Source organism: Telluria sp. ZT3P39, from assembly GCF_059685935.1.
Window position 1 is genome coordinate 1 of record NZ_JCASIH010000038.1, and the last position, 21,343, is coordinate 21,343.

The following is a 21,343-nucleotide window of genomic DNA, read 5'->3' on the forward strand; positions in this document are numbered from 1 at the left end:
GCTCCCGGTTTTGCTCACCGTCGACTCCAGATTATTCAGAGTCGACAGCATGAGCTATCTAGCAAAATCGGACATTTCTACTTTGCTAGAACCGGACATTACTACTTTGCTCTTACAGGGTGGGCGGGTCTCCCGCCCGCGCGTTCAACCTCCGTTTGAATACCACGCCGCGTGCACATCACCGTGATTCGAACGCGCGGGCGGGAGGACCCGCCCACCCTACGATGCGCGGCATATCTGATTGAATCCGCTAAGATTGCATTCCCTGTAATCACTCAGCGGCTCCAGTGAACCGAAAGATCCTCATCGCGGCGCTTGCCGGCGCGGGCATCGTCCTGGCGGGCGCCGCCCTGTATTTCACCGACCTCGTCGAGCGCCGGCCCGGCGCCCCCGTCGTGCTTCCGAAGGTTGTGAAAACGACGCCCTTCTGGCCGGCCCGCCTCACGACTGTCGCCGGCGACGGCATCCCCGGCACCACCGACGGCCCGGCGGCAAAAAGCCGCTTCAGCGACCCCTTCGGCGTGGCCCTCGACAGCCGCGGCAAGATCTATGTCGCCGACGGCGGCGACAGCAACCGCATCCGCACGATCGCCCCGGACGGCATGGTCGCCACGTTGGCCGGCGGCCGCGAGGGCTTCGCGGACGGCGTCGGCACGGCAGCCAGCTTCCACACCCCTTCCGCCCTCGCCTTCGATCACCAGGGCATGCTCTACGTGGCCGATACCGGCAACCATGCCATTCGCAAGATCGCACCCGATGGCACGGTGACCACCCTGGCCGGCAGCGGCGCACGCGGCGAGGCTGACGGCATCGGGCGCGCGGCCAGCTTCAACGGCCCGGTCGGCATCGCGGTGGACGCCGCCGGCATCGTCTACGTGGCCGACACCTACAACGACCGCATCCGCCGCATCGCCCGGGACGGCAGCGTGACCACGGTCGCCGGCGGCCCCAAGCCCGGCATGGCCGACGGCCTGGGCGCGGCGGCCAGCTTCGACACCCCCAGCGCCATCGCGGCGGCTAGCTTCGACACCCCCAGCGCCATCGCGGTGGCCCTCGACGGCACCCTGTATGTTGCCGACACCGGCAACCACGCCATCCGAAAAATCACACCCGACGGCACCGTGACCACGGTCGCCGTGCCGCCCGAGGGCGAGCGCCGCGCGGTGCTGCGGCGCCCGGTCGGCCTGGCGCTCACGCGCGACGGCTACCTCTACATCGCGTCCGGTTCCGGCGGGCGCATCCTGCAGCTCACCCCGACCGGCGAATACCGCGCCCTGCTGGACGCCGACGTGCCCGCCTCCGTCGATGGCTTCGGCCCCGACGGCACGGTGCAGCTCTACGGCCCGCGCGGCATCGCGGTCGAGCCCCAGGGCAGCCTGGTGGTGGCCGATGCGCAGTCGCACCAGCTCAACCGCCTGGCGGCGCCGCGGGCCGGCGAAGCGGCGCCCGCGCGTGCCCAGCCGGTGGCGGTGCGGCGCTCGGCGCCGATGCCCTGGCCGGTCGGACCGCAGGACATGCCGCACGAGGTCGTGGGCGTGATGGGCGAGGTGCGCGGCAGCTATAACGGCGACAGCCGCGACCACTTCCACGCCGGCCTGGACGTGCGCGCCGACGTCGGCGAGCGGGTGCTGGCCGTGCTGCCCTCGAAGGTAGCGGACCCGTTCGCGAACTGGGGCTTCGACTCGCTCAGCGAAGGCATCAGCCTGGGGCCGCTGTCGTATATCCACATGCGGGTCGGGCGCGACACCCGCGGCAAGCCGCTCGACCCACGCTTCCAGGTACAGACGGGTGAGCGCGGCAAGGCCGAGCGCGTGCGCGTGCCGCGCGGCACCCGCTTCGCGGTGGGCGATCCGATCGGCACCATCAATGCGATGGCCCACGTCCACCTCGACTATTACCAGGGCGGCGCGGTGGTCAATCCGCTGACGCTGCCGTTTGTCGGCTTTCTTGATACGGTGGCGCCGCAGGTCAACAGCATCGCGCTGTTCGACAGCAGCGGCAAGCGCCTGCGCGCCAACAAGCGCGAACCGCTGCGGGTGCCGCGCGCGCTGGGCGAAGTCAATATCGTGGTCGACGCCTGGGACCAGGTCAACGGCAACCTGGCGCGGCGGCGCCTGGGCCTGTACAAGCTCGGCTACCAGCTGCTGCGCGCCGACGGTTCGCCCGTGCCCGGCTACGAGCGTCCGCTCATTACCCAGGTGTACGACCGCCTGCCGCGCAATCCGGATGCGGTCAAGCTGGTGTATGCGCCCAACAGCGGCATCACGGTTTACGGTAGCAAGGCCACGCATTTCGCCTATGCTGTAAACAACCGCCTGCAGGATGGCGAAGTCAAGGCCGGCAGCTGGCAGATCGGCGCGCTGGCGCCGGGCGACTACATCCTGCGCATCCATGCGGCCGACTACGCCGGCCAGGTGGCGCTCGAAGGACGCGACCTGCCGCTCAGTATCGAGTAGGCCGCGCGGAACATTTCGCCCCGTTTGGCGTCTACCCCAATGACGCGGAGGGGCCAGGAGACCGCCATGGACCGATACGACGTACTCATCGCGGGGGCCGGGCCGACCGGCCTCGTGCTGGCGCTGGCGCTGGCAAAACAGGGGATCAAGGTCTGCATCGTCGACAAGACGGCCGGGCCCGGCACCACCTCGCGCGCCATGGCCGTGCATGCGCGGACCCTCGAGCTCTACCGCTCGCTCGGGATCGCCGACGAGGTCGCGGCGGCCGGCAAGCCCAATACCGCCATCAACCTCTGGGTCAAGGGCAAACGCCGCGCCCAGCTGGCCTTCCAGTCGGCCGGCGAGCGCCTGACGCCCTATCCCTATGTGCTGATCTATCCGCAGGACGCGCACGAAGCCCTGCTGGTGCGCCACCTGGAGACCATGGGCATCTCGGTGCAGCGCAATACCGAACTGGCCGACTTCGAGGAACGGGGCGAATTCGTGGTGGCGCGCCTGCGCCGCAACAATGGCAACGACGTGCAGGTCGAGGCGCGCTACCTGGCCGGCTGCGACGGCGCGCGCTCGACCGTCCGGCGCAGCCTGGGCACCGGCTTCGCGGGCGGCACCTACGACCACCTGTTCTACGTGGCCGACGTGCAGGTGCATGGCACGGCGGTCAACGGCGAGATCCACGCCTCGCTCGACACGTCCGACTTCTGCATCCTGCTGTCGTACAGCGACGACGGGCGCGCGCGCCTGATCGGCACCGTGCGCGACGAGCGCGCCCAGCAGCCTGATACCCTCACCTTCAACGACGTCAGCCACCGCGCGCTCACCAGCCTGGGCATCGAGGTCGATGCCGTGCACTGGTTCTCGACCTACCGGGTGCACCACCGGGTCACCGACCACTACCGGCGCGGCCGCGCCTTCCTGCTGGGCGACGCCGCCCACGTCCACAGCCCGGCCGGCGGCCAGGGCATGAATACCGGCATCGGCGACGCCATCAACCTGGGCTGGAAGCTGGCCGCCGTCGTGCGCGCCGAAGCGCCCGACAGCCTGCTCGACACCTACGAGCCCGAGCGCATTGCCTTCGCGCGCAAGCTGGTGGAAACCACCGACCGCATGTTCACGTTTATCACCGCCGAGGGCAATTTCGCCGATTTCGTGCGCATGCATATTGCGCCGACCTTCGCCAGCGCCCTCTACAGCGTGGGCACGGCGCGCGAACAGATCTTCCGCATCCTGTCGCAGACCATGATCAGCTACCACGACAGCCCGCTCAGCAGCGGCACGGCCGGACGCGTGCATGGCGGCGACCGGCTGCCCTGGGTGATGCGCGAAGGCCAGGACAACCATGCGGCGCCGAAATCCATCGACTGGCAGGTGCACGTCTACGGCCAGGCCTACGACGACCTGCGCGCCTGGTGCGACCGCCACTGCATGCTGCTGCGCGAATTCGACTGGGGCCGCGAAGTCGAAGACGCCGGCTTTGCGCGCAATGCGGCCTACCTGGTGCGGCCCGACGGCTATGTGGCCCTGTGCGACCCGGGCGCCTCGGCGCAGGCGCTGGAAGACTATTTCTGCGACCTCGACTACCACCGCTTCCGCGTCTGCCCACCTAGACAGGCTGCTCTATGAATTTGGCATAAGCAGAATTCGCGCCACGCAAAATCGTAGACATATATGTCTAGATCGTCTATTGTCGAGCCACTATCTCTTCGACAAGGACTTGTATGCTCAAGCGTTTCGCCGCAACCCTGCTGCTGGCCGCCACCGCCCTCCCCGGCCTGGCGGCCGACCTGCCCACCCACCCCTTCATCCACGTCAGCGCCGCCGCCAGCATCGGCATGCTGCCCGACACCGGCGAGATCGACTTCGAGATCGTGTCCGCCGATGCCGATGCGGCCGCCGCGTGGCAGCAGGTCACGCAGCGGCTCGAGGCCAGCCGGACGCTGTTTGCCAGCCAGGGCATCGCGCCGGAAGATGTCACCGTGCAGGACATCCTGCGCCGTCCGCGCAAGACCGAAGTGGCGGGCGACGCGCCGCCGCAGATGGACACCCGCGTCGCCGTCAACGTCACGGTGCGCAATATGGCGGCCTGGTCCGCCATGGTGAAGGCCTTGATGACGACGCCGCAGGTCGAATCGCTGGCCGTCGCCTTCAGCCGCAGCGACCGCGACAAGATCGAAGCCGAACTGGTGACCCAGGCGCTCGCCAACGCGAAAGCCAAGGCGCAGAACATGGCGCGCGGCGTCGGCGCCAAGCTGGGGGCTGCCACCGGCGTCTCGCTGGGCGCGCTGAAGAACCTGTCGAATGCGATGGGCATGGCCACCGAGCCGAGCGGACGCTATTCGGACGGCGGCGCCGAACAGCCGCGCGACCTGAGCCTGGTGGCGGCCATCACCCTGGTGCAGGGCGTGGACGTGATCTACCGGATCGGACGCTAGTGGATCGGTGACGATCGTAGGGTGGTCGGGTCCTCCCGACCGCGCGTTCAACTCCGGCATGCACTGTGGCGACGCACGATCTGGTTGAACGCGCGGTCGGCCGAGCCGACCACCCTACCATGCCCCCTGTGGTGCGCGCGCGCAAAAGACCGTTGATATCCCTTTGCGGAGGCAAAAAACTGTTGTACCTTTTACCGTGGGAATCTTGACCACCGCGACAGCGGCACCGCATCCCTCATCCACGGAGAACACCACATGCAGCTCAGTATCAAAGTCATGGCGCTGGCCGCCGCGCTGGCAGCAGCAGGCAGCGCCCAGGCGCAGCAAGTCGTCAAGATCGGCCACGTCGGCCCGGTCTCCGGCCCCAATGCCCACTTGGGCAAGGACAACGAGAACGCGGCGCGCATGGCGATCGACGAACTCAATGCACGCGGCGTCATGCTGGGCGGGCAAAAGGTGAAGCTGCAACTGCTGGCCGAAGACGACGGCAGCGACCCGAAGCAAGGCACGGCGGTGGCGCAAAAGCTGGTCGACGCCAAGGTGAACGGCATCATCGGCCACCTCAATTCCGGCACCACGGTGCCGGCGTCAAAGATCTACCACGACGCCGGCCTGGTGCAGATCTCGCCGGCCACCACCGCCACCCAGTACACCCGCCAGAAATTCCCGGGCGCCTTCCGCGTGGTGGCGAGCGACGCCAAGCTGGGCGGCACGCTGGCCAAATACGCCGTCGACACGCTCAAGGCGAAAAACATCGCCATCATCGACGACCGCACCACCTACGGCCAGGGCGTCGCGGCGGAATTCGCCAAGGGACTCAAGGGCCCCGGCGTGAAGATCGTGGCCAAGGAATTCACCAGCGCCACGGCCACCGACTACACCGCCATCCTGACTTCGATCCGCGCCAAGAAGCCCGACCTGGTCTTCTTCGGCGGGATGGATTCGGTGGCCGGCCCAATGCTGCGCCAGCTGAAGGCGCTCGGCATCGAAGCGAAATTCATGGGCGGCGACGGCATCTGCACCGAGGCGCTGGGCCGCCTGGCTGGCCAGGCGATCGGCGAAGGCAAGGTGGTGTGCGCCGAAGCCGGCGGCGTGAAAGGCCCGCAGGAACAGACCATGGCGGACTTCCGCGCCCGCTTCAAGCAAAAGACCGGCGCCGACGTGCAGCTCTACGCGCCCTATGTGTACGACTCGGTGATGGTGATAGCCGCCGCGATGCAGGCCGCGAAATCGGCCGAGCCGGCGAAATACCTGCCGGAGCTGAAAAAAATTCGCTACGAAGGCGTGACCGGCACCATCCAGTTCGACCAGTCGGGGGATATTTTGAATGGCGCGTTGACCTTGTTTACGTACAAGGGCGGCAAGCGCACCCGCATCGACGTGATTCGTTAATCGTAGGGTGGGCGGGTCCTGTATGGCACAGGGACATGGGTTACACATGTCTAGGGACATAGGTGACACATGTCTAGTCATTTTACCGCTCACCTAAGGTCGATTTCACGGACTTTTCGTGTACCGAACACGACGTCAAAAAGTCCGTCGGTATCGGTGGGCCGGACCGCAACCCGCTCACCTACCAGGCCTTCACCGACGAACGGATGCAAACCTAAAAAATTGATGCAGCCGCTGCCTCTGACCTTTCTCACATCGTCGTCGCTCTCGTACTCGATGTCGGGTAGCTGAGCAGGAAGCAGGCGCCCGCTGGCACTGTAACGGCTTATCGGCGGCTGGTGGTCCAAGGCGTGATGCGGCCGCACCAGATTGTATTGCTCACGCCAGGTGTCGAATGCCCGTTGGCAGTCCTGCAGTGAGTGGAAGCCTCGGCGCTCGAGCAGCTCGTGCTTGAGCGTACGGTGGAACCGCTCGTCCTTGCCCTGCGTTTGCGGATGCATGGGTCGGCTGTGGCTGACCTTGATGCCCAGCTTGATCAACCAGACTTCAAACCTGGTCAGGCCATTTTGCTTGGGCGTACCCCAGGGATTGCCGTTGTCGCATGTGATCCGTTCAGGCAGACCATAAATCTTGAAGGCTTCGGTGAGTGCGCGCTGTACCTGCTCACCCGTCTCTCCCGAGCAGGCACTCAAGCAGATGGAAAATCGCGAGTGGTCGTCCAGCACCGTCAGCGGATAGCACCGGCCAGCTTTCGCATCGGTAAGTGCAAAGTGCCCCTTGAAGTCCATTTGCCAGAGTAGATTCGGAGCCTCGTGCTCGAATCGCTTGATGGCTGGCGAGACCTTCGTGGACGGCAGTACCTGCTTGCCATGCCGTTTCAGGATGGCCGCAATCGTGTTGGGATGGGGATGGCCGAATTCAGACGGCAACAATGCCTGCAGCTTGCGGGCGCCCCAGTACGGATAGGTCTCGTGCAGCGCGACGACCTTCTCTTCCAGCGCTGCATCGCTACGATTGGGTGAGCTGCGCGGACGACGGGAGCGGTCTATCAACCCATCCTTGCCCTGTTCTCCGAACAGGGCAAGCCATTTGTACCCCGTCTTGCGACTGATTCCAAAGGCAGAACAAAGCGCGCTGACGTTAGCATCGGGCGCGCCTGCCAGCATCACAAATTCCAAACGAGAGGCCATTCGGGAACACTCCTTCCAAGGCATCGCACGCTCCAGTTATTGGTCGTGCGTTGATCATAAAAGGTGTTACCTATGTCCCTAGACAACTGTTACCTATGTGCCTGTGCCAAACAGGGTCCCCCGCCCGCGCGTTCAACACGAATGTGAATAATCGCGGTGCACCAATACATGCGTGATTTGAACGCGCGGGCGGCAAAGCCGCCCACCCTACGATGCGCAGCAGATGTCACGTTAACAAAAAAGCGCGCCGAGCTTACGCAGGCGCGCTTCTTATCTTCCAGCGAACGCAGCTTACTTCTGCGCCATCACCCATTTCACCAGGCTGCGGGCCTCGGCCTCGCTCACCTGCGGGTTGGCCGGCATCGGCACCGGGCCCCAGACGCCCGCGCCGCCCTTCATGACCTTCTGCACCAGCTTGTCCTCGGCAGCTTTCTGGCCGCTGTACTTGGCGGCCACGTCCTTGTAGGCCGGACCGACGAGCTTGTTCGCAACTGCGTGGCAAGCCATGCAGTTCTTGGCCTTCGCCAGGTCGGCTTGGGCGAACGCGCTGGTGGACGCGAAGGCCGACATCACCATGCACAACAACAAAGACCGTTTCATTTGTTTCTCCAGGTTCATGACAATCTTATTCTACCGTGATTCCTGACAAGGTCACGCAGGGATACACTCTGTAACGAGAGCGCAACGATCGACCTTGACGGAGCAGCATCAATGCCCGAAATTTTGCCACACAGCATCATTCGCTTGATACTATGGGCATTGAAGGAGTCTCCCATGCCGCTGATTTTGCTGATTGCCGCCCTTTGCGGGCTGCGTTTTTTTGAAGTATGGCGTTTCGCCGACCTGTCCTGGTGGTACATCGTCGGACTGATGGTGTTCGCCTTTGTCTGGTTCGAGTTCATCGAAAAACTGTTCGGGCTCGACAAGAAGAAGGAACACCATGTGCAATCGAAGCACCGCGAAGCGCGCGTGAAGCAGGCTTTCGACAAGCGCCGCTGAGCCAGGCTCAAGATCCGCAGGATGTTATGTGATATGTTCAGCATATCACTGGGCCCAACCCATACATCCTGCGTATCAATGACACCCGAACTGCGCCAGCTCCGCCATTTTCTGACCGTCGCCGAAGAACTGCATTTCGGCCGCGCCGCCGAGCGGCTGCACATGACGCAGCCGCCCCTGTCCCAAAGCATCGCCAATCTCGAAGAACTGCTCGGCGCCCCGCTCTTCCTGCGCAACCGCCGCCAGGTCGCGCTCACGCCCGCCGGTACCGCCCTGTTGCTAGAGGCGCGCCGCATCCTCGACGATGCCGCCCGCTTGCCGGAACTGGTGCGCCGCGTGGCCGGCGGCGAAGCGGGACGCCTGAGCCTCGCGTTCGTGTCCACCGCCGACTACAGCGTGCTGCCCGCGATTTTGCAGCGCTACCGCGCCGCCTTCCCGGACGTGGCCATGGTGCTGCGCGAAGCGACTTCCGACGTGCAGGCCGACGAACTGCTGCACGCGCGCATCGACGCCGGCTTCGTCATCCCGCCGCTGCCCGGCAAGATGGACGCCGCCATCGACTACCTGAAGCTGCTGGAAGAACCGCTGATCCTGTGCGCCCCCGCCGGCCTCGACGCCTTGAAATCCGGCGGACCGGTGCGCCTGCGCGACCTGCCGCCGCTGCCCTTGGTGATCTTCCCGCGCGCGGTGGCGCCCAGCCTGCACGACGCCATCCTCGGGTGCTTTCGGGCGGCCGGCATCACGCCCGTCATCGGCCAGGAAGCGATCCAGATGCAGACCATCGTCAGCCTGGTCTCCGGAGGCATGGGATTGGCACTTGTGCCACAATCCGTGTCGAACCTGATGCGCGCGGGCGTAGAATACCGTGCCTTGGTCGACCCCACGCCGCTGGCCGAAACAGGCCTGGCCTGGCGCCGCGACAATCCGTCGCCGGTGTTGCGGGGCTTTTTGGATTTATTGAGGAAGAACTGATTATGCTGGTACACCCGAATCCGGACCCGGTCGCCTTTTCGATCGGACCGGTCGACATCCACTGGTATGGCCTGATGTACGTGCTGGCCTTCGGCCTGTTCCTGGCCCTGGGCCGGCTGCGCATCCGCCAGCCGCATATCGCCGCGCAAGGCTGGAAGGCCGAAGACCTGGACGACATGCTGTTCTACGGCATGCTCGGTGTGGTGCTGGGCGGGCGCCTGGGCGAAGTGCTGTTCTACCAGCCCGCCCATTTCTTCGCCAACCCGCTCGAGATCTTCAAGGTCTGGCAGGGCGGCATGTCCTTCCACGGCGGCTTCCTGGGCGTGCTGATCGCGATGGCGCTGTGGGCGCGCAAGGCCGGGCGCAACCTGCTCGACGTCTACGACTTCATCGCCCCGATGGTGCCGCTCGGGTATGCCGCCGGGCGCCTGGGCAACTTCATCAACCACGAGCTGCCGGGCCGCATCGCCGACCCGAGCCTGCCCTGGGCCATGCTGTGGCCGGGCGTCGAAGGCCCGCGCCACCCGTCGCCGCTGTACCAGATGCTGCTCGACGGGATCGTCGTCTTCATCATCCTGTGGCCCTACGCACGCAAGCAGCGTCCGCGCCTGGCGGTCGGCGCCATGTTCACGCTGCTGTATGGGTGCGCGCGCTTCACCACCGAATACTTCCGCGTGCCGGACTGGGAAATCACGGTGGCCGGCATTCCGGTCACCTCGGGCCAGGTGCTGTCGCTGCCGATGATCATCGGCGCCCTGGTGATGCTGGCCTGGGCTTACCGCCAGGCCCCCGGCCGCCCGGTCCACGCGTAAATCAGGCGGGCGCGAGCGCCCGCTGGCGCTTATTCGTCGAACTCTTCGGCCAGGTTCTTCCAGCCGCGGCTCTTGGCGAAGGCCGCGAATTCTTCCGGCGCTTCGAGCACGATCGTCTTGCTCTCTTGCAGGCCCGGATCGCTGTGGCCAAAATCGGGCCCCTGGTAGCCGAGCGTGCGCAGGCGCTCGACGATGGCCTTGGTCAGCACCGTGTCTTTATATGCGCCCGGGTCGAGCTGGGCCTTGAAGTCCACGTACACGTCGATGATCCCGTAACCCTCGTCGAAGATGCGGATCGTCTTGACGTCCAGGGTACGGCCGTTGCTGTCCTTGGCCTGGAAGGCGCCGGACAGTTCAATGTCGGAATCGGTAGTCATGGGAGAAGCATACCATTGGGGTAGCGCGAAGGGCGTTCGAGACGTATGAAGGGCTCAGTGTACGGACAGCCTGCCTCCATTGCAACCAGGCTCCCGCGCCGTTCTTATTGTTCAGTCATGATATTCTCCGCAAGCCGATGGAGGCTGCCCTGCTCTCCGCGATATCGAGGAGAGAAGTGGAAATGAAGTGGCCAGGATGCGCGCGGCGTTACGGATGGTGGCTGGCGCTGGCTGGACTGGCCGTGCTGGTACCCGCTGCCTGGTTCCTGATGTGGCGTCCGGCGCTGCCGCTGCAGGCCGCGGCAACCCGTTTCGATACTGCGCTCGTCGAACGCGGCGCGAACCTGTCGCGCCTGGGCATGTGCGCCGCCTGCCACACCGCCGATCCGGCCAGGCCCTTCGCCGGCGGCCTGGCGCTCGCCACGCCCTTCGGCACCGTCTACAGCACCAACATCACGCCGGATGCGCGCACCGGCATCGGTGGCTGGAGCGAGGAAGCCTTTACCCGCGCGATGCGCCGCGGCGTCTCGCGCGACGGCCACCTGCTCTACCCCGCCTTCCCCTACAACCACTACGCCCGGCTGGCGCAGGACGATATCCGCGCGCTGTATGCCTATGTGATGACGCGGCCCGCCCTGAGCGCCCCCGCCCGCGAGAACGACATGCGCTTCCCGTTCGGTCTCCGGCCGCTGGTCGCGTTCTGGAACCTGCTCTACCTGGAGGACGCGCCATGGCAGGCCGATCCGCGCCAGTCGCTCCAATGGAACCGCGGCGCCTATGTGGCCAATGCGCTGGCCCACTGCGGCGCATGCCATACGCCGCGCACGATGCTCGGCGGCCCGGACCTCAAGCGCCGGCTCGACGGCGGCGAGGCCGAGAACTGGTATGCGCCTGCGCTGAATGCTAATTCGCCCTCGCCCCTGCCATGGACGCGCGCGCACCTGCTTGAGTACCTGCGCACCGGTGTCGCACCCGGCCATGCGATCGCCGCCGGGCCGATGCGGGATGTCGCCGCCAACCTGGGACAATCCGATCCGCGGGACGTCGCCGCCGTCGCCACCTACATCCACAGCTTCCTGGCACAGGCCCCGGCACGCGCGACGCCGGCCAATACGCCGGGCAGCCTTCCCGTCCCCGCCGCCGACGGGGACGACGCGCAGCAGATGCGCATGGGTTACGAGGTCTACGCGATGGCCTGCGCGCGCTGCCACGACGCCGGGCGCGATGCCGGCTCCGGCGCCGCGCTGCCGCTGCAGAAAGCAGTCGCACTCTACGACCCGGACCCGCGCAACCTGGTCCACCTGATCAGGGAAGGCGTCACGCCCCCGAACGGCGAGCCGGGACGCTTCATGCCGGCTTTTGGCGCGATGCTCAACGATGCGCAAGTGACTGCATTGGCCGCCTACCTGCGGCGCTACGGAGCCAAGGCGGCACCCTGGCCGGATCTCGAGGACAGCGTCCAGAAAGCCAAACAACCATGACCACCTTCCGCCTGCAGGTCAACGGCAAGCCGCACACGGTCGACGTCGATCCGGACACGCCGCTGCTCTACGTGCTGCGCAACGACCTCAAGCTCAATGGCGCGAAGTTCGGCTGCGGCCTGGGGCAATGCGGCTCCTGCACCGTGATGCTCGACAAGGCGCCCGTGATGTCCTGCGTGCTGCCGGTGGCGCTGGTGGGCGCGCGCGCCGTGCGCACGGTGGAGTCGCCCGGCAGCCGCTGGGTGCCGGGCGTGGTGCTGCGGCAGGCCTTCATCGACGAGCAGGCGGCGCAATGCGGCTACTGCATCGCCGGCATGATCATGCGCGCCACCGCCCTGTTCGAACAGGTCCCTGCGCCGAGCGATGAGCAGATCCGCAGCTGGATGCAGCCGAACCTGTGCCGCTGCGGCACCCACATGCGCATCCTGCGCGCGGTGCGGCGCGCCGCCGACGTGCTGGCAACGCAACCGGTGCGAAACATACGATGAGCAGCGATCCTCGCGACAAGGGCCGCCGCCGCTTCCTGGCCGCGAATGGCTTCCTGATGCTGTCCTTCGCGCTGCCTTCACATGCGCAAGGCGCGAAGCTGCCGGGAAGCCTGGACAAGACGCCCTGGCTGGACGCCTGGATCCGGGTCGGCGCCGACAACCGCGTCACGGTCTTCACCGGCAAGGTGGAGCTGGGCCAGGGCATCCGGACCGCGCTGCTGCAGGTGGCCGCGCACGAGCTGCAGATCGATCCGGGACGCCTGGAGCTGGTCACCGCCGACACCGACCGCACGCCCGACGAAGGCTATACCGCCGGCAGCCATTCGATGCAGGACAGCGGCACCGCGCTGCGCCATGCGGCGGCCCAGGTGCGCGCGCTGCTGCTTGCCAGGGCAGCCGCGCGCCTGGCCGTGCCGGCGGCGCTACTTGTGCAAACCAACAGCGTGTTCCGCGCACCCGACGGCCGCCGCGTCAGCTTCGGCGAGCTGGTGGCCAACGGCCAGCAGCACGTGCGCGCCACCGGCGCCCTGCCCCCGCGCCAGAAGGGCGCACCGCGTTATGCCGGCGTGACGCTGCCGCGGGTCGACATCCCCGGCAAGCTGAAAGGCGAACTCGCCTACGTGCACGACCTGCGCCTGCCCGCCATGGTGCATGCGCGGGTGGTGCGCCCGCCGTCAAGGACGGCGCGGCTGCTCGCGGTCGACACTGCGCAGGTGATGCGCCTGCCCGGCGTGCTCGATGTCGTGCGCGACGGCCGCTTCCTGGCCGTGATCGCGGACGAGGAGTGGCGCGCGGTGAAGGCCGCAAGCGCGCTGGCGCGGGCGGTGCGCTGGGAGACGCCGGCCCTGCTCCCGGCCGGCCAGGACGTGGCGACGCTGGTGCGCAGCCTCCCCTCGCAGCCGCAGCAGATTCTTGCGCGCGGGGTTCCAGGCGCCGCCGGCCAGACCCTGCGCGCGACCTACACCCGCCCGTTCCAGCTGCATGCGTCCTTGGGGCCATCCTGCGCCGTCGCGCAACTCGAAGAGGGCCGCTACACCGTGTGGACCCATTCGCAGGGCGTGTTCCCGCTGCGCGCCGCGCTGGCCGAACTGATCGGCGCGCCCGAGGAGGCGATCCGCTGCGTGCACATGGAAGGTTCCGGCTGCTACGGCCACAACGGCGCCGACGACGTGGCGGCCGACGCGATCCTGCTGGCGCGCGCCTTCCCCGGCAACCCGGTGCGGGTGCAGTGGATGCGCGAGGAAGAGCATTGCTGGGAGCCCTACGGCCCGGCGATGGTGGCCGAGGTGCGGGCGACCCTGGACGCGGCGGGCCGCATCGCCGACTGGCGGTACGAGGTCTGGAGCCAGCCGCACAATACGCGCCCCGGCAAGGCCGGCAACCTGCTGGCCGCCACCCACCTGGCGCGGCCGTTTGCGCCACCCGCGCCGAAACCGATCCCGCAGCCGCAGGGCAGCGGCGACCGCAATGCGATTCCCTATTACGTGCTGCCGAACGCCCGCGTGACCCACCGCTTCCAAGCGGCAGGCCCCTTCCGCACCTCGGCCCTGCGCTCGCTCGGCGCCTACTGCAATGTGTTCGCCATCGAGAGCTTCATGGACGAACTGGCGCGCGCGGCAAAAAGCGACCCGGTGGCCTTCCGCCTGCGCCACCTGGAGGACCCGCGCGCGATCGCGGTGGTGAAGCTGGCCGCTGCGAAGTTCGGCTGGGATGCGTATAAAAAAACGGCGGGCCGCGGCCGCGGCTTCGCCTTTGCCCGCTACAAGAACCTGGCTGCTTACTGCGCCATCGCGCTGGAAGTCGAGGTAGCCCTCGACACCGGCTTCGTGCGCATCACGCGCGCCATCGCCGCGGTCGATTGCGGCGAGATCGTCAGCCCCGATGGGGTGCGCAACCAGATCGAGGGCGGCATCCTCCAGTCGTCGAGCTGGACCCTGTTCGAGCAGGTGCACTTCGACGCTCAAGGCGTGCTGACCCAGGACTGGGCCAGCTACCCGATCCTGCGCTTCGATGGCGTGCCTGGCCGCGTCGAGGTCCACCTGCTCGATCGTCCCGGCCAAGCTTTCCTGGGCACCGGCGAAGCCGCGCAAGGACCGGCGGCGGGGGCGCTGGCCAATGCGGTGGCGGATGCCTGCGGCGCGCGGGTACGGGATTTGCCGATGAACCGCGCGCGGATGCGGGGATTTGCTACGTAGATCGTTATCGGTTCCGTGATCGCACCCAATGGACTCGCTACTGAATCCCTACGGGTTGATGCCCTTCCAGAACATATACGCCGCGAGCGCATACAGGATCATCGCGAAGATCTTCTGCAGCCGGCGCACCGGCATCTTGTGCGCGGTGCGCGCGCCCAGCGGCGCCATGCTCACGCTGGCCAGCGCGATGACGGCCAGCGCCGGCAGGTAGATGAACCCGAGCGAGTAGTCGGGCAGCCCGGGCTCGCCCCAGCCGTAATACATGTTCGAAATGGTGCCCGACAGCGCGATCGGAAAGCCCAGCGCCGCGCTGGTGGCGACCGCATTGTGAATGCGCACGCCGCACCAGGTCATGAAGGGTACCGACACGAAGCCGCCGCCCGCGCCCACGATGCCCGACAGGGTGCCGATCACGCCGCCCGCCGCGAACATGCCCGGTCTGCCGGGCAGCTCGCGCGCGGCGGCCGGCTTTTTCCCGATCAGCATCTGGGTCGCCGAGAAGGCCACGAACACGCCGAAGAACAGGGCCAGCCTCGATGCATCCATCTGCTTGCCGATCCAGGGCCCGATCCAGGATCCGACCAGGATGCCTGGCGCCAGCAGCTTCACCACGGGCCACAGCACCGCGCCGTGCTGGTGGTGGGCGCGCACCGAGGACAGCGAGGTAAACAGGATGGTGGCGAGCGAGGTGGCGATCGCCATGTGGATGACCAGTTCGGGCTTAATGCCGCGTGCGGTGAACATCATCGTGATGAAGGGCACCAGCACCATGCCGCCGCCGATGCCCAGCAAGCCGGCCGCGAAGCCCCCGAATGCACCCATGGCCAGCAGCGCCAGGATCAGCTGGAAGTCCATCAGCGCTTCCCTTGCTTGAGCAGTGCGGTGATGGTGTTCCACTGGGCCTGCGTCACCGGCGAAATCGACAGGCGGCTGCCCTTCTGCAGCAGCACCATGTCCTCCAGCGCGGGCGTAGCGCGCATCTCGCTCAAGGGCAGGTAGCGCCCCGCTTCGATGGCGCGCACGTCGACCGAGATCCAGCGCGGCTCGTCTGGCGTCGCTTTCGGGTCGTGATAATGGGAGCTGGCGTCGAACTGGGTCGCATCCGGATACGGGTCGCTGGCCACTTCGGCGATGCCCGCCACGCCCGGCACCGCGCAGCTGGAGTGATAGAACAGGATGCCGTCGCCGACGGCCATTGCGTCGCGCATGAAGTTGCGCGCCTGGTAGTTACGCACGCCGAACCAGGCCACCGTCTGCCCGGGCGCGGCCAGCACGTCGTCGAAACTGACTTCGTCCGGCTCGGATTTCATCAACCAATAGCGCACCGCGCCTCCATCGAATACAAGACGCGCCAGGAGCGCGCGCAAAAAAAAGCGGCTGCGTACCAAGGTGCGCAACCGCTCGTGTGTGTAGCCCCGCCTGTGCCGTTATTGCCGGCATCCCGAACCAAAAGGCTCAAGGTGGTCGCAGTCAGCTCAATTTCGGGTTCGTCAAACTAGTGACGATCGCGCCCACCAAGCATTGTTCCACAACCTATGCGAAAGAATGGTTCAAGGAATATATGGCAAATCTCGAACACCGCAGGGTAGGCGCCAGTTTACTACGCTGGACGCCCATGTCAAACGAATTCAGGCCTAGGCGAGATTTTCTTGCGGCGACAAGGCGCTGTCGAGCACCGTGTGCATCGCTTCGAGTTTTTGCTTGACTTCGAGGATGGACATGTCCGATAGCGGCCCTTGCGGCGACTTCACCGACAGGAATTCGGCGGCCACGCTCAGCGCCGCCATCACGGCGATGCGGTCGGTGCCCTTGACCTTGCCCGAGTCGCGCAGCGCGCACATCTTGCCATCGAGGTAATGGACGGCTTCGCGCAGCGTTCGCTCTTCGCCTTCGCGGCAGGCCAGGCGGTAGGACTGGCCCATGATGCTGCAATCGAGATGGATCATTGGGTAGCCTCGCTGTCGTGTGCGGCGTTGGAGGCGCCGGCTTCGGCGGCCTCGCCGGCTTCGTCTTCGCCCGCGTCGGGATCGAGCGCGGCTTCAGGCGCCGGGAACTGCGCGAGCAGCGCTTCGACGCGGGCCTGGGCCAGCAGCATGCGCTCCTTGAAGGCGAGGTTTTCGGCGCTCAGCAGGCTGTTGGCCTGGCGCAGCAGGTAGTTCTCGGCACGCAATGACTGGGTCAGTTGGGCGAGCCGGTCAATTTTGTCGGAGAGGTCTTGGAATTCGGAAATCATTCGACACTATAGGTCCGGGATGGTTTTTCAGTCAACCGTAATGCACGCACCCTGAGCGGGCGCAAAAGCGTCGGTCGCGAGCCGTGCGGCATCGGCCTGCCATCCAGTATACCCTGCCCGCCTGTTGTCTGCGACACCACACCCGTCATGGGTAAAGCGCCCTGGCAAATTGCGATTTCTCAAATTAGTCGGTTATCAGCTTCACATTGAGCCTTGAAATAGGGGGTTATCGTCCCTATAATTAGCTCTCGTTAGCACTCGTTAGTTGAGAGTGCTAACAACCGATGTCACTCATTTTCTGGCGACGCCCTTGTATGGCGGCGCCAACCAGCTAGTCAAACCACTGAAAAACAAGGAGTTTTGCATGAACCTTCGTCCTCTGCACGATCGCGTAATCGTGAAGCGTCTCGACCAGGAAACCAAGACCGCATCCGGCCTGATCATCCCTGATGCAGCCGCCGAGAAGCCGGACCAGGGCGAAATCCTCGCCGTCGGCAACGGCAAGGTGCAGGACAACGGCCAGCTGCGCGCGCTCGAAGTGAAGGTCGGCGACCGCGTCCTGTTCGGCAAGTACTCGGGCCAGGCCGTCAAGGTCGATGGCCAGGAACTGCTGGTCATGCGCGAAGAAGACATCATGGCCGTCGTGGCCCTGTAATTCAAGCCCGCATTCCTCCCGCAATCCATTCACGCACTCATTCGGAGCACTACACATGGCAGCTAAAGAAGTAATCTTCGGCGACGCAGCGCGCGCCAAAATGGTCGAAGGCGTCAACATTCTCGCCAACGCAGTCAAAGTCACCCTGGGCCCGAAAGGCCGCAACGTCGTGCTGGAGCGCTCGTTCGGCTCGCCGACCGTGACCAAGGACGGCGTCTCGGTCGCCAAAGAAATCGAACTCAAAGACAAGCTGATGAACATGGGCGCGCAAATGGTCAAGGAAGTCGCTTCCAAGACCAGCGACAACGCCGGTGACGGCACCACCACCGCGACCGTGCTGGCGCAAGCCATCGTCCGCGAAGGCATGAAGTTCGTTGCCGCCGGCATGAACCCGATGGACCTGAAGCGCGGCATCGACAAGGCAGTTGCCGCCACCGTCGAAGAGCTGGCGAAGATCGCCCGTCCATGCACCACCACCAAGGAAATCGCCCAGGTCGGCGCGATCTCGGCCAACTCCGATTACTCGATCGGCGAGCGTATCGCCGAAGCGATGGACAAAGTCGGCAAGGAAGGCGTCATCACCGTGGAAGACGGCAAGTCGCTGAACGACGAGCTGGATATCGTGGAAGGCATGCAGTTCGACCGCGGCTACCTGTCGCCTTACTTCATCAACAACCCGGACAAGCAGGTCGCCGTTCACGAGAGCCCGTTCATCCTGCTGTGCGACAAGAAGATCTCGAACATCCGTGACCTGCTGCCGATCCTGGAACAAGTCGCGAAAGCCGGCCGTCCGCTGGTGATCGTCGCCGAAGACATCGAAGGCGAAGCGCTGGCGACCCTGGTCGTCAACAACATCCGCGGCATCCTGAAGACCGTCGCCGTCAAGGCGCCAGGCTTCGGCGACCGCCGCAAGGCCATGCTGGAAGACATCGCTGTCCTGACCGGCGGCCAGGTCATCGCAGAAGAAGTCGGCCTGACCCTGGAAAAGGTCACGCTGGCGGAACTGGGCCAGGCCAAGCGCGTCGAAGTCGGCAAGGAAAACACCATCATCATCGACGGCGCCGGCGCCGCTGAATCGATCGAGGCACGCGTCAAGATGGTGCGTATCCAGATCGAAGAAGCGACCTCGGACTACGACCGCGAAAAGCTGCAAGAGCGCGTGGCCAAGCTGGCCGGCGGCGTTGCCGTGATCCGCGTCGGTGCAGCCACCGAAGTCGAGATGAAAGAGAAGAAGGCCCGCGTCGAAGACGCACTGCACGCTACCCGCGCTGCCGTTGAAGAAGGCATCGTGCCAGGCGGCGGCGTTGCCCTGCTGCGCGCACGTTCGTCGATCAACATCAAGGGCGACAACCCTGACCAGGACGCAGGCATCAAGATCGTCCTGCGCGCCATGGAAGAGCCGCTGCGCATGATCGTCCAGAACGCCGGCGACGAGCCATCGGTCGTGGTCGCAGCTGTGATCGCCGGCACCGGCAACTACGGCTACAACGCCGCCAACGGCACCTACGGCGACATGGTCGAAATGGGCGTGCTGGACCCAGCCAAGGTCACCCGTTCGGCACTGCAGAATGCAGCGTCGATCGCCGGCCTGATGCTGACCACCGACTGCATGGTCTCGGAAGCGGCTGAAGACAAGCCAGCCGGCGGCATGGGCGGCATGGGCGGCATGGGTGGTATGGGCGGCATGGACGGCATGATGTAATTGTGCGGTTAGGCGCCGGTTTGATCCGGCGCCACCCCTTCGAAAAGCCTGCGGGGTTCGCGCCTCGCAGGCTTTTTTACTTCACGGAGAAACGCACACCCTCCGATCTGCCTGTTTGCCAGCCCATGACACCCACCTTCTTCGCCGATCCATCCGCCTTCCGCAGCTGGCTCGCCGCCAATTCGGCCAGCGCCACCGAACTGCTGGTCGGCTTCTACAAGACCGGCTCGGAGCACCCCTGCATGTCGTGGTCGGAGTCGGTCGACGAAGCCCTGTGCTTCGGCTGGATCGACGGGCGCCGCAAGCGCATCGACGACGAGCGCTACGTGATCCGCTTCACGCCGCGCAAGGCCACCTCGATCTGGAGTGTGGTGAACATCGCCAAGATCGACAAGCTGCGCGCCGAGGGCAAGATGCTGCCCGCGGGCGAGGCGGCCTTTGCGCTGCGCCGCGAGGCGAGGTCCGGCATCTACGCGCACGAGCGCAGCGATACGCCCGAGCTGTCCAGCGCTGAGCTCACGCTGTTCCAGCGCGACCCCGTCGCCTGGGAATACTTCCATGACGCACCGCCCGGCTACCGCAAGACCGTGCTGCACTGGATCACCGGCGCCAGGCAGGACAAGACGCGCGCCGGCCGGCTGGCCAGGCTCATGGCCGCCTGCGCGGCCCGTACGCGGCTTGCATAAGCCGGCCGAGCATCGTGGCGCCTGTTCCGGCGCTGGGTAAGTGATATTGCCGGGAGAACACGTCAAGGTGTAGACTTCCCTGTCACCCTACGAGGCTTTCCATGTTCCCACGCGCTGCATCCCGTCCTTCCCTGCTACTACTGGCCATCTCGCTGGCGACGGCCCTGGCGCTCGGGGGCTGCAGGCGCGCCGAGCCGGAGGCGCCCAAGCCGGCTCCGGCCCCGGTCAAGGAAGCACCGGCGCGCACCAAGGAGCAGGCGATGGCCGCCCTGCTCGCGGTGCCGGAACTGAAGGCCTGGTCGGAACAGATCGAGAAACGCTCGAAGGGCAAGGCGCATGGCGCGGTCATCGAGGACGATCCGGCGCCGCGCGTAATCAACGGCAGGAAGTATTACCAGCTGACGTTCGTGGAGAACCGCGCCAGCGACGTGCGCCGCCGCGAAAGCTTCCTGGTGGCCCAGCAGGGCGAAGACATTTTGGTGGAAAACACCGAGACCGATACCCTGCTCACGCTGCAGGAATGGCGCCGCGACATCAAGCGCGTGGACCTCAAGAGCGCGGACTAAAGGAGCAGAGACATGAACCACCCCATCTCGGGCGGATGCGCCTGCGGAGCGATCCGCTATACATCACAACGCGAACCGCTTGCCATGCTCAACTGCCATTGCGGCGACTGCCAGCTCTCGAGCGGCGCGCCCTTCGCCTCCGGCATCGTCGTGATGACGGCCGATCTGGAGATCAGCGGTACGCCGAAGAACTATGCCGTCAGCGCCGGCAGCGGCGGCCAGGCCACGCGCGGTTTCTGCGGCGACTGCGGCACGCCGCTGTTCACGCAGAGCGACGCGAACGCGCAATTCACCTCCATCCGCTTCCCGACGCTGGACGATGCGTCCGGGTTCAAGCCCATGCTCGACATTTATACGGCAAGCGCGCAGCAGTGGGTCTGCCTCGACCCGGCGATCCCGCACTTTCCCCAGTCGCCACAGCCACCAGCCTAGCCGCAGGTTTCGACATACCCCACCGCCGGCTGCAGGCCGGCACGCACCCTGGTCACCATGCCGCCGCTTTCCTCGACGAGCGACTTCGGACTTCGGGGTCAGGTCTGACATTCGGACACGAGCCCATCCTTGCTCCAGTTGAGCCTGTGTCCGAATGTCAGGACCTGACCCTGACCCTTCCCCACATATTTTCCTTGTAGGCGGGCCGGGTTGCTGCTAGCTTCCCTGTCAAAAAAGCGGTGCATGCATGGCTGTGTTAGCCCTCTCTTTCGTAGCGT

General features: G+C 65.8%; 22 protein-coding genes and 1 other RNA gene. 15 read left to right on the forward strand and 8 right to left on the reverse strand.

Features of this window, described 5'->3' with window-relative positions; all coding sequences use genetic code 11:
• Nucleotides 1-287 precede the first annotated feature (287 nt).
• From AC56LR_RS20795 to AC56LR_RS20810, 4 genes are all read left to right on the forward strand, one after another.
• The gene (locus AC56LR_RS20795; RefSeq protein WP_497133261.1) at nucleotides 288-2,456 is read left to right on the forward strand and encodes an NHL domain-containing protein; all 2,169 of its coding nucleotides are present in this window, start codon (nucleotides 288-290) and stop codon (nucleotides 2,454-2,456) included.
• A gap of 66 nt (nucleotides 2,457-2,522) precedes the next feature.
• On the forward strand, nucleotides 2,523-4,076 hold the full coding sequence (locus tag AC56LR_RS20800; protein WP_497133263.1) for an FAD-dependent oxidoreductase: 1,554 nt from the start codon (nucleotides 2,523-2,525) through the stop codon (nucleotides 4,074-4,076).
• A 95-nt stretch (nucleotides 4,077-4,171) separates the two neighbouring features.
• On the forward strand, nucleotides 4,172-4,885 hold the full coding sequence (locus AC56LR_RS20805) for an SIMPL domain-containing protein (RefSeq protein WP_497133265.1): 714 nt from the start codon (nucleotides 4,172-4,174) through the stop codon (nucleotides 4,883-4,885).
• 255 nt (nucleotides 4,886-5,140) lie between these two features.
• Nucleotides 5,141-6,277 (forward strand): branched-chain amino acid ABC transporter substrate-binding protein, encoded by a 1,137-nt coding sequence (locus AC56LR_RS20810; RefSeq protein ID WP_497133266.1) that lies wholly within the window; start codon nucleotides 5,141-5,143, stop codon nucleotides 6,275-6,277.
• A gap of 89 nt (nucleotides 6,278-6,366) precedes the next feature.
• Here the strand turns inward: AC56LR_RS20810 and AC56LR_RS20815 are convergent, their stop codons facing one another.
• Nucleotides 6,367-7,491 (reverse strand): IS481 family transposase, encoded by a 1,125-nt coding sequence (locus AC56LR_RS20815; RefSeq protein ID WP_497133268.1) that lies wholly within the window; start codon nucleotides 7,489-7,491, stop codon nucleotides 6,367-6,369.
• A gap of 267 nt (nucleotides 7,492-7,758) precedes the next feature.
• Nucleotides 7,759-8,067, reverse strand: coding sequence for a c-type cytochrome (locus tag AC56LR_RS20820; protein WP_497133270.1), 309 nt, complete (start codon nucleotides 8,065-8,067; stop codon nucleotides 7,759-7,761).
• Between the two features lie 174 nt (nucleotides 8,068-8,241).
• Here AC56LR_RS20820 and AC56LR_RS20825 point away from each other — a divergent pair, with 174 nt between their 5' ends.
• The 3 genes from AC56LR_RS20825 to lgt all read left to right on the forward strand — a co-directional run bounded on the left by AC56LR_RS20825 (nucleotide 8,242) and on the right by lgt (nucleotide 10,250).
• Nucleotides 8,242-8,466 carry a TIGR04438 family Trp-rich protein gene (locus AC56LR_RS20825; protein ID WP_497133272.1) on the forward strand — a complete coding sequence of 75 codons (225 nt, stop codon included), beginning with the start codon at nucleotides 8,242-8,244 and terminating at the stop codon, nucleotides 8,464-8,466.
• 78 nt (nucleotides 8,467-8,544) lie between these two features.
• Nucleotides 8,545-9,438, forward strand: a complete 894-nt coding sequence (locus tag AC56LR_RS20830) for a LysR family transcriptional regulator (protein ID WP_497133274.1) — start codon at nucleotides 8,545-8,547, stop codon at nucleotides 9,436-9,438.
• 2 nt (nucleotides 9,439-9,440) lie between these two features.
• A complete protein-coding gene (lgt, locus tag AC56LR_RS20835) occupies nucleotides 9,441-10,250 on the forward strand; it encodes a prolipoprotein diacylglyceryl transferase (protein WP_497133276.1) in 810 nt (269 codons plus the stop codon).
• A gap of 29 nt (nucleotides 10,251-10,279) precedes the next feature.
• On the opposite strand, the gene AC56LR_RS20840 is transcribed toward lgt, so the two are convergent.
• Nucleotides 10,280-10,627: a hypothetical protein gene (locus AC56LR_RS20840; RefSeq protein ID WP_497133278.1), complete on the reverse strand. Its 348-nt coding sequence runs from the start codon at nucleotides 10,625-10,627 to the stop codon at nucleotides 10,280-10,282.
• Nucleotides 10,628-10,809: 182 nt separating this feature from the next.
• Here AC56LR_RS20840 and AC56LR_RS20845 point away from each other — a divergent pair, with 182 nt between their 5' ends.
• Genes AC56LR_RS20845 through AC56LR_RS20855 form a run of 3 tightly spaced genes read left to right on the forward strand, consistent with a single transcriptional unit; the run spans nucleotide 10,810 to nucleotide 14,791 of the window.
• Nucleotides 10,810-12,108 (forward strand): c-type cytochrome, encoded by a 1,299-nt coding sequence (locus tag AC56LR_RS20845; protein WP_497133280.1) that lies wholly within the window; start codon nucleotides 10,810-10,812, stop codon nucleotides 12,106-12,108.
• Nucleotides 12,105-12,596 carry a (2Fe-2S)-binding protein gene (locus AC56LR_RS20850; protein WP_497133282.1) on the forward strand — a complete coding sequence of 164 codons (492 nt, stop codon included), beginning with the start codon at nucleotides 12,105-12,107 and terminating at the stop codon, nucleotides 12,594-12,596. The genes AC56LR_RS20845 and AC56LR_RS20850 overlap by 4 nt, the downstream gene beginning before the upstream one ends.
• Nucleotides 12,593-14,791 carry a xanthine dehydrogenase family protein molybdopterin-binding subunit gene (locus AC56LR_RS20855; RefSeq protein ID WP_497133283.1) on the forward strand — a complete coding sequence of 733 codons (2,199 nt, stop codon included), beginning with the start codon at nucleotides 12,593-12,595 and terminating at the stop codon, nucleotides 14,789-14,791. Before AC56LR_RS20850 ends, AC56LR_RS20855 begins: the two co-directional genes overlap by 4 nt.
• A 48-nt stretch (nucleotides 14,792-14,839) precedes the next feature.
• Here the strand turns inward: AC56LR_RS20855 and AC56LR_RS20860 are convergent, their stop codons facing one another.
• The 5 genes from AC56LR_RS20860 to AC56LR_RS20880 all read right to left on the reverse strand — a co-directional run bounded on the left by AC56LR_RS20860 (nucleotide 14,840) and on the right by AC56LR_RS20880 (nucleotide 17,024).
• The gene (locus AC56LR_RS20860; protein WP_497133284.1) at nucleotides 14,840-15,646 is read right to left on the reverse strand and encodes a sulfite exporter TauE/SafE family protein; all 807 of its coding nucleotides are present in this window, start codon (nucleotides 15,644-15,646) and stop codon (nucleotides 14,840-14,842) included.
• The gene (locus tag AC56LR_RS20865; RefSeq protein ID WP_497133285.1) at nucleotides 15,646-16,116 is read right to left on the reverse strand and encodes an EVE domain-containing protein; all 471 of its coding nucleotides are present in this window, start codon (nucleotides 16,114-16,116) and stop codon (nucleotides 15,646-15,648) included. Before AC56LR_RS20865 ends, AC56LR_RS20860 begins: the two co-directional genes overlap by 1 nt.
• Nucleotides 16,117-16,199: 83 nt before the next feature.
• Nucleotides 16,200-16,381: non-coding RNA, 6S RNA (gene ssrS, locus AC56LR_RS20870), on the reverse strand.
• Between the two features lie 44 nt (nucleotides 16,382-16,425).
• Entirely contained in the window at nucleotides 16,426-16,737 is a 312-nt protein-coding gene (locus AC56LR_RS20875) for a cell division protein ZapA (RefSeq protein ID WP_497133286.1), read from the reverse strand.
• Entirely contained in the window at nucleotides 16,734-17,024 is a 291-nt protein-coding gene (locus tag AC56LR_RS20880) for a hypothetical protein (RefSeq protein WP_497133287.1), read from the reverse strand. The genes AC56LR_RS20875 and AC56LR_RS20880 overlap by 4 nt, the downstream gene beginning before the upstream one ends.
• 364 nt (nucleotides 17,025-17,388) lie before the next feature.
• On the opposite strand from AC56LR_RS20880, the gene groES reads away from it, so the two are divergent.
• The 5 genes from groES to AC56LR_RS20905 all read left to right on the forward strand — a co-directional run bounded on the left by groES (nucleotide 17,389) and on the right by AC56LR_RS20905 (nucleotide 21,065).
• The gene (groES, locus tag AC56LR_RS20885; protein WP_091872698.1) at nucleotides 17,389-17,679 is read left to right on the forward strand and encodes a co-chaperone GroES; all 291 of its coding nucleotides are present in this window, start codon (nucleotides 17,389-17,391) and stop codon (nucleotides 17,677-17,679) included.
• Between the two features lie 55 nt (nucleotides 17,680-17,734).
• Nucleotides 17,735-19,381 (forward strand): chaperonin GroEL, encoded by a 1,647-nt coding sequence (groL, locus tag AC56LR_RS20890; protein ID WP_497133290.1) that lies wholly within the window; start codon nucleotides 17,735-17,737, stop codon nucleotides 19,379-19,381.
• 125 nt (nucleotides 19,382-19,506) lie between these two features.
• Complete coding sequence (locus tag AC56LR_RS20895) at nucleotides 19,507-20,067, forward strand: YdeI/OmpD-associated family protein (protein ID WP_497133292.1); 561 nt, start codon at nucleotides 19,507-19,509, stop codon at nucleotides 20,065-20,067.
• A 101-nt stretch (nucleotides 20,068-20,168) separates the two neighbouring features.
• The gene (locus AC56LR_RS20900; protein WP_497133294.1) at nucleotides 20,169-20,633 is read left to right on the forward strand and encodes a hypothetical protein; all 465 of its coding nucleotides are present in this window, start codon (nucleotides 20,169-20,171) and stop codon (nucleotides 20,631-20,633) included.
• A gap of 12 nt (nucleotides 20,634-20,645) precedes the next feature.
• Nucleotides 20,646-21,065 carry a GFA family protein gene (locus AC56LR_RS20905; protein ID WP_497133296.1) on the forward strand — a complete coding sequence of 140 codons (420 nt, stop codon included), beginning with the start codon at nucleotides 20,646-20,648 and terminating at the stop codon, nucleotides 21,063-21,065.
• The last annotated feature ends 278 nt before the right edge of the window (nucleotides 21,066-21,343 follow it).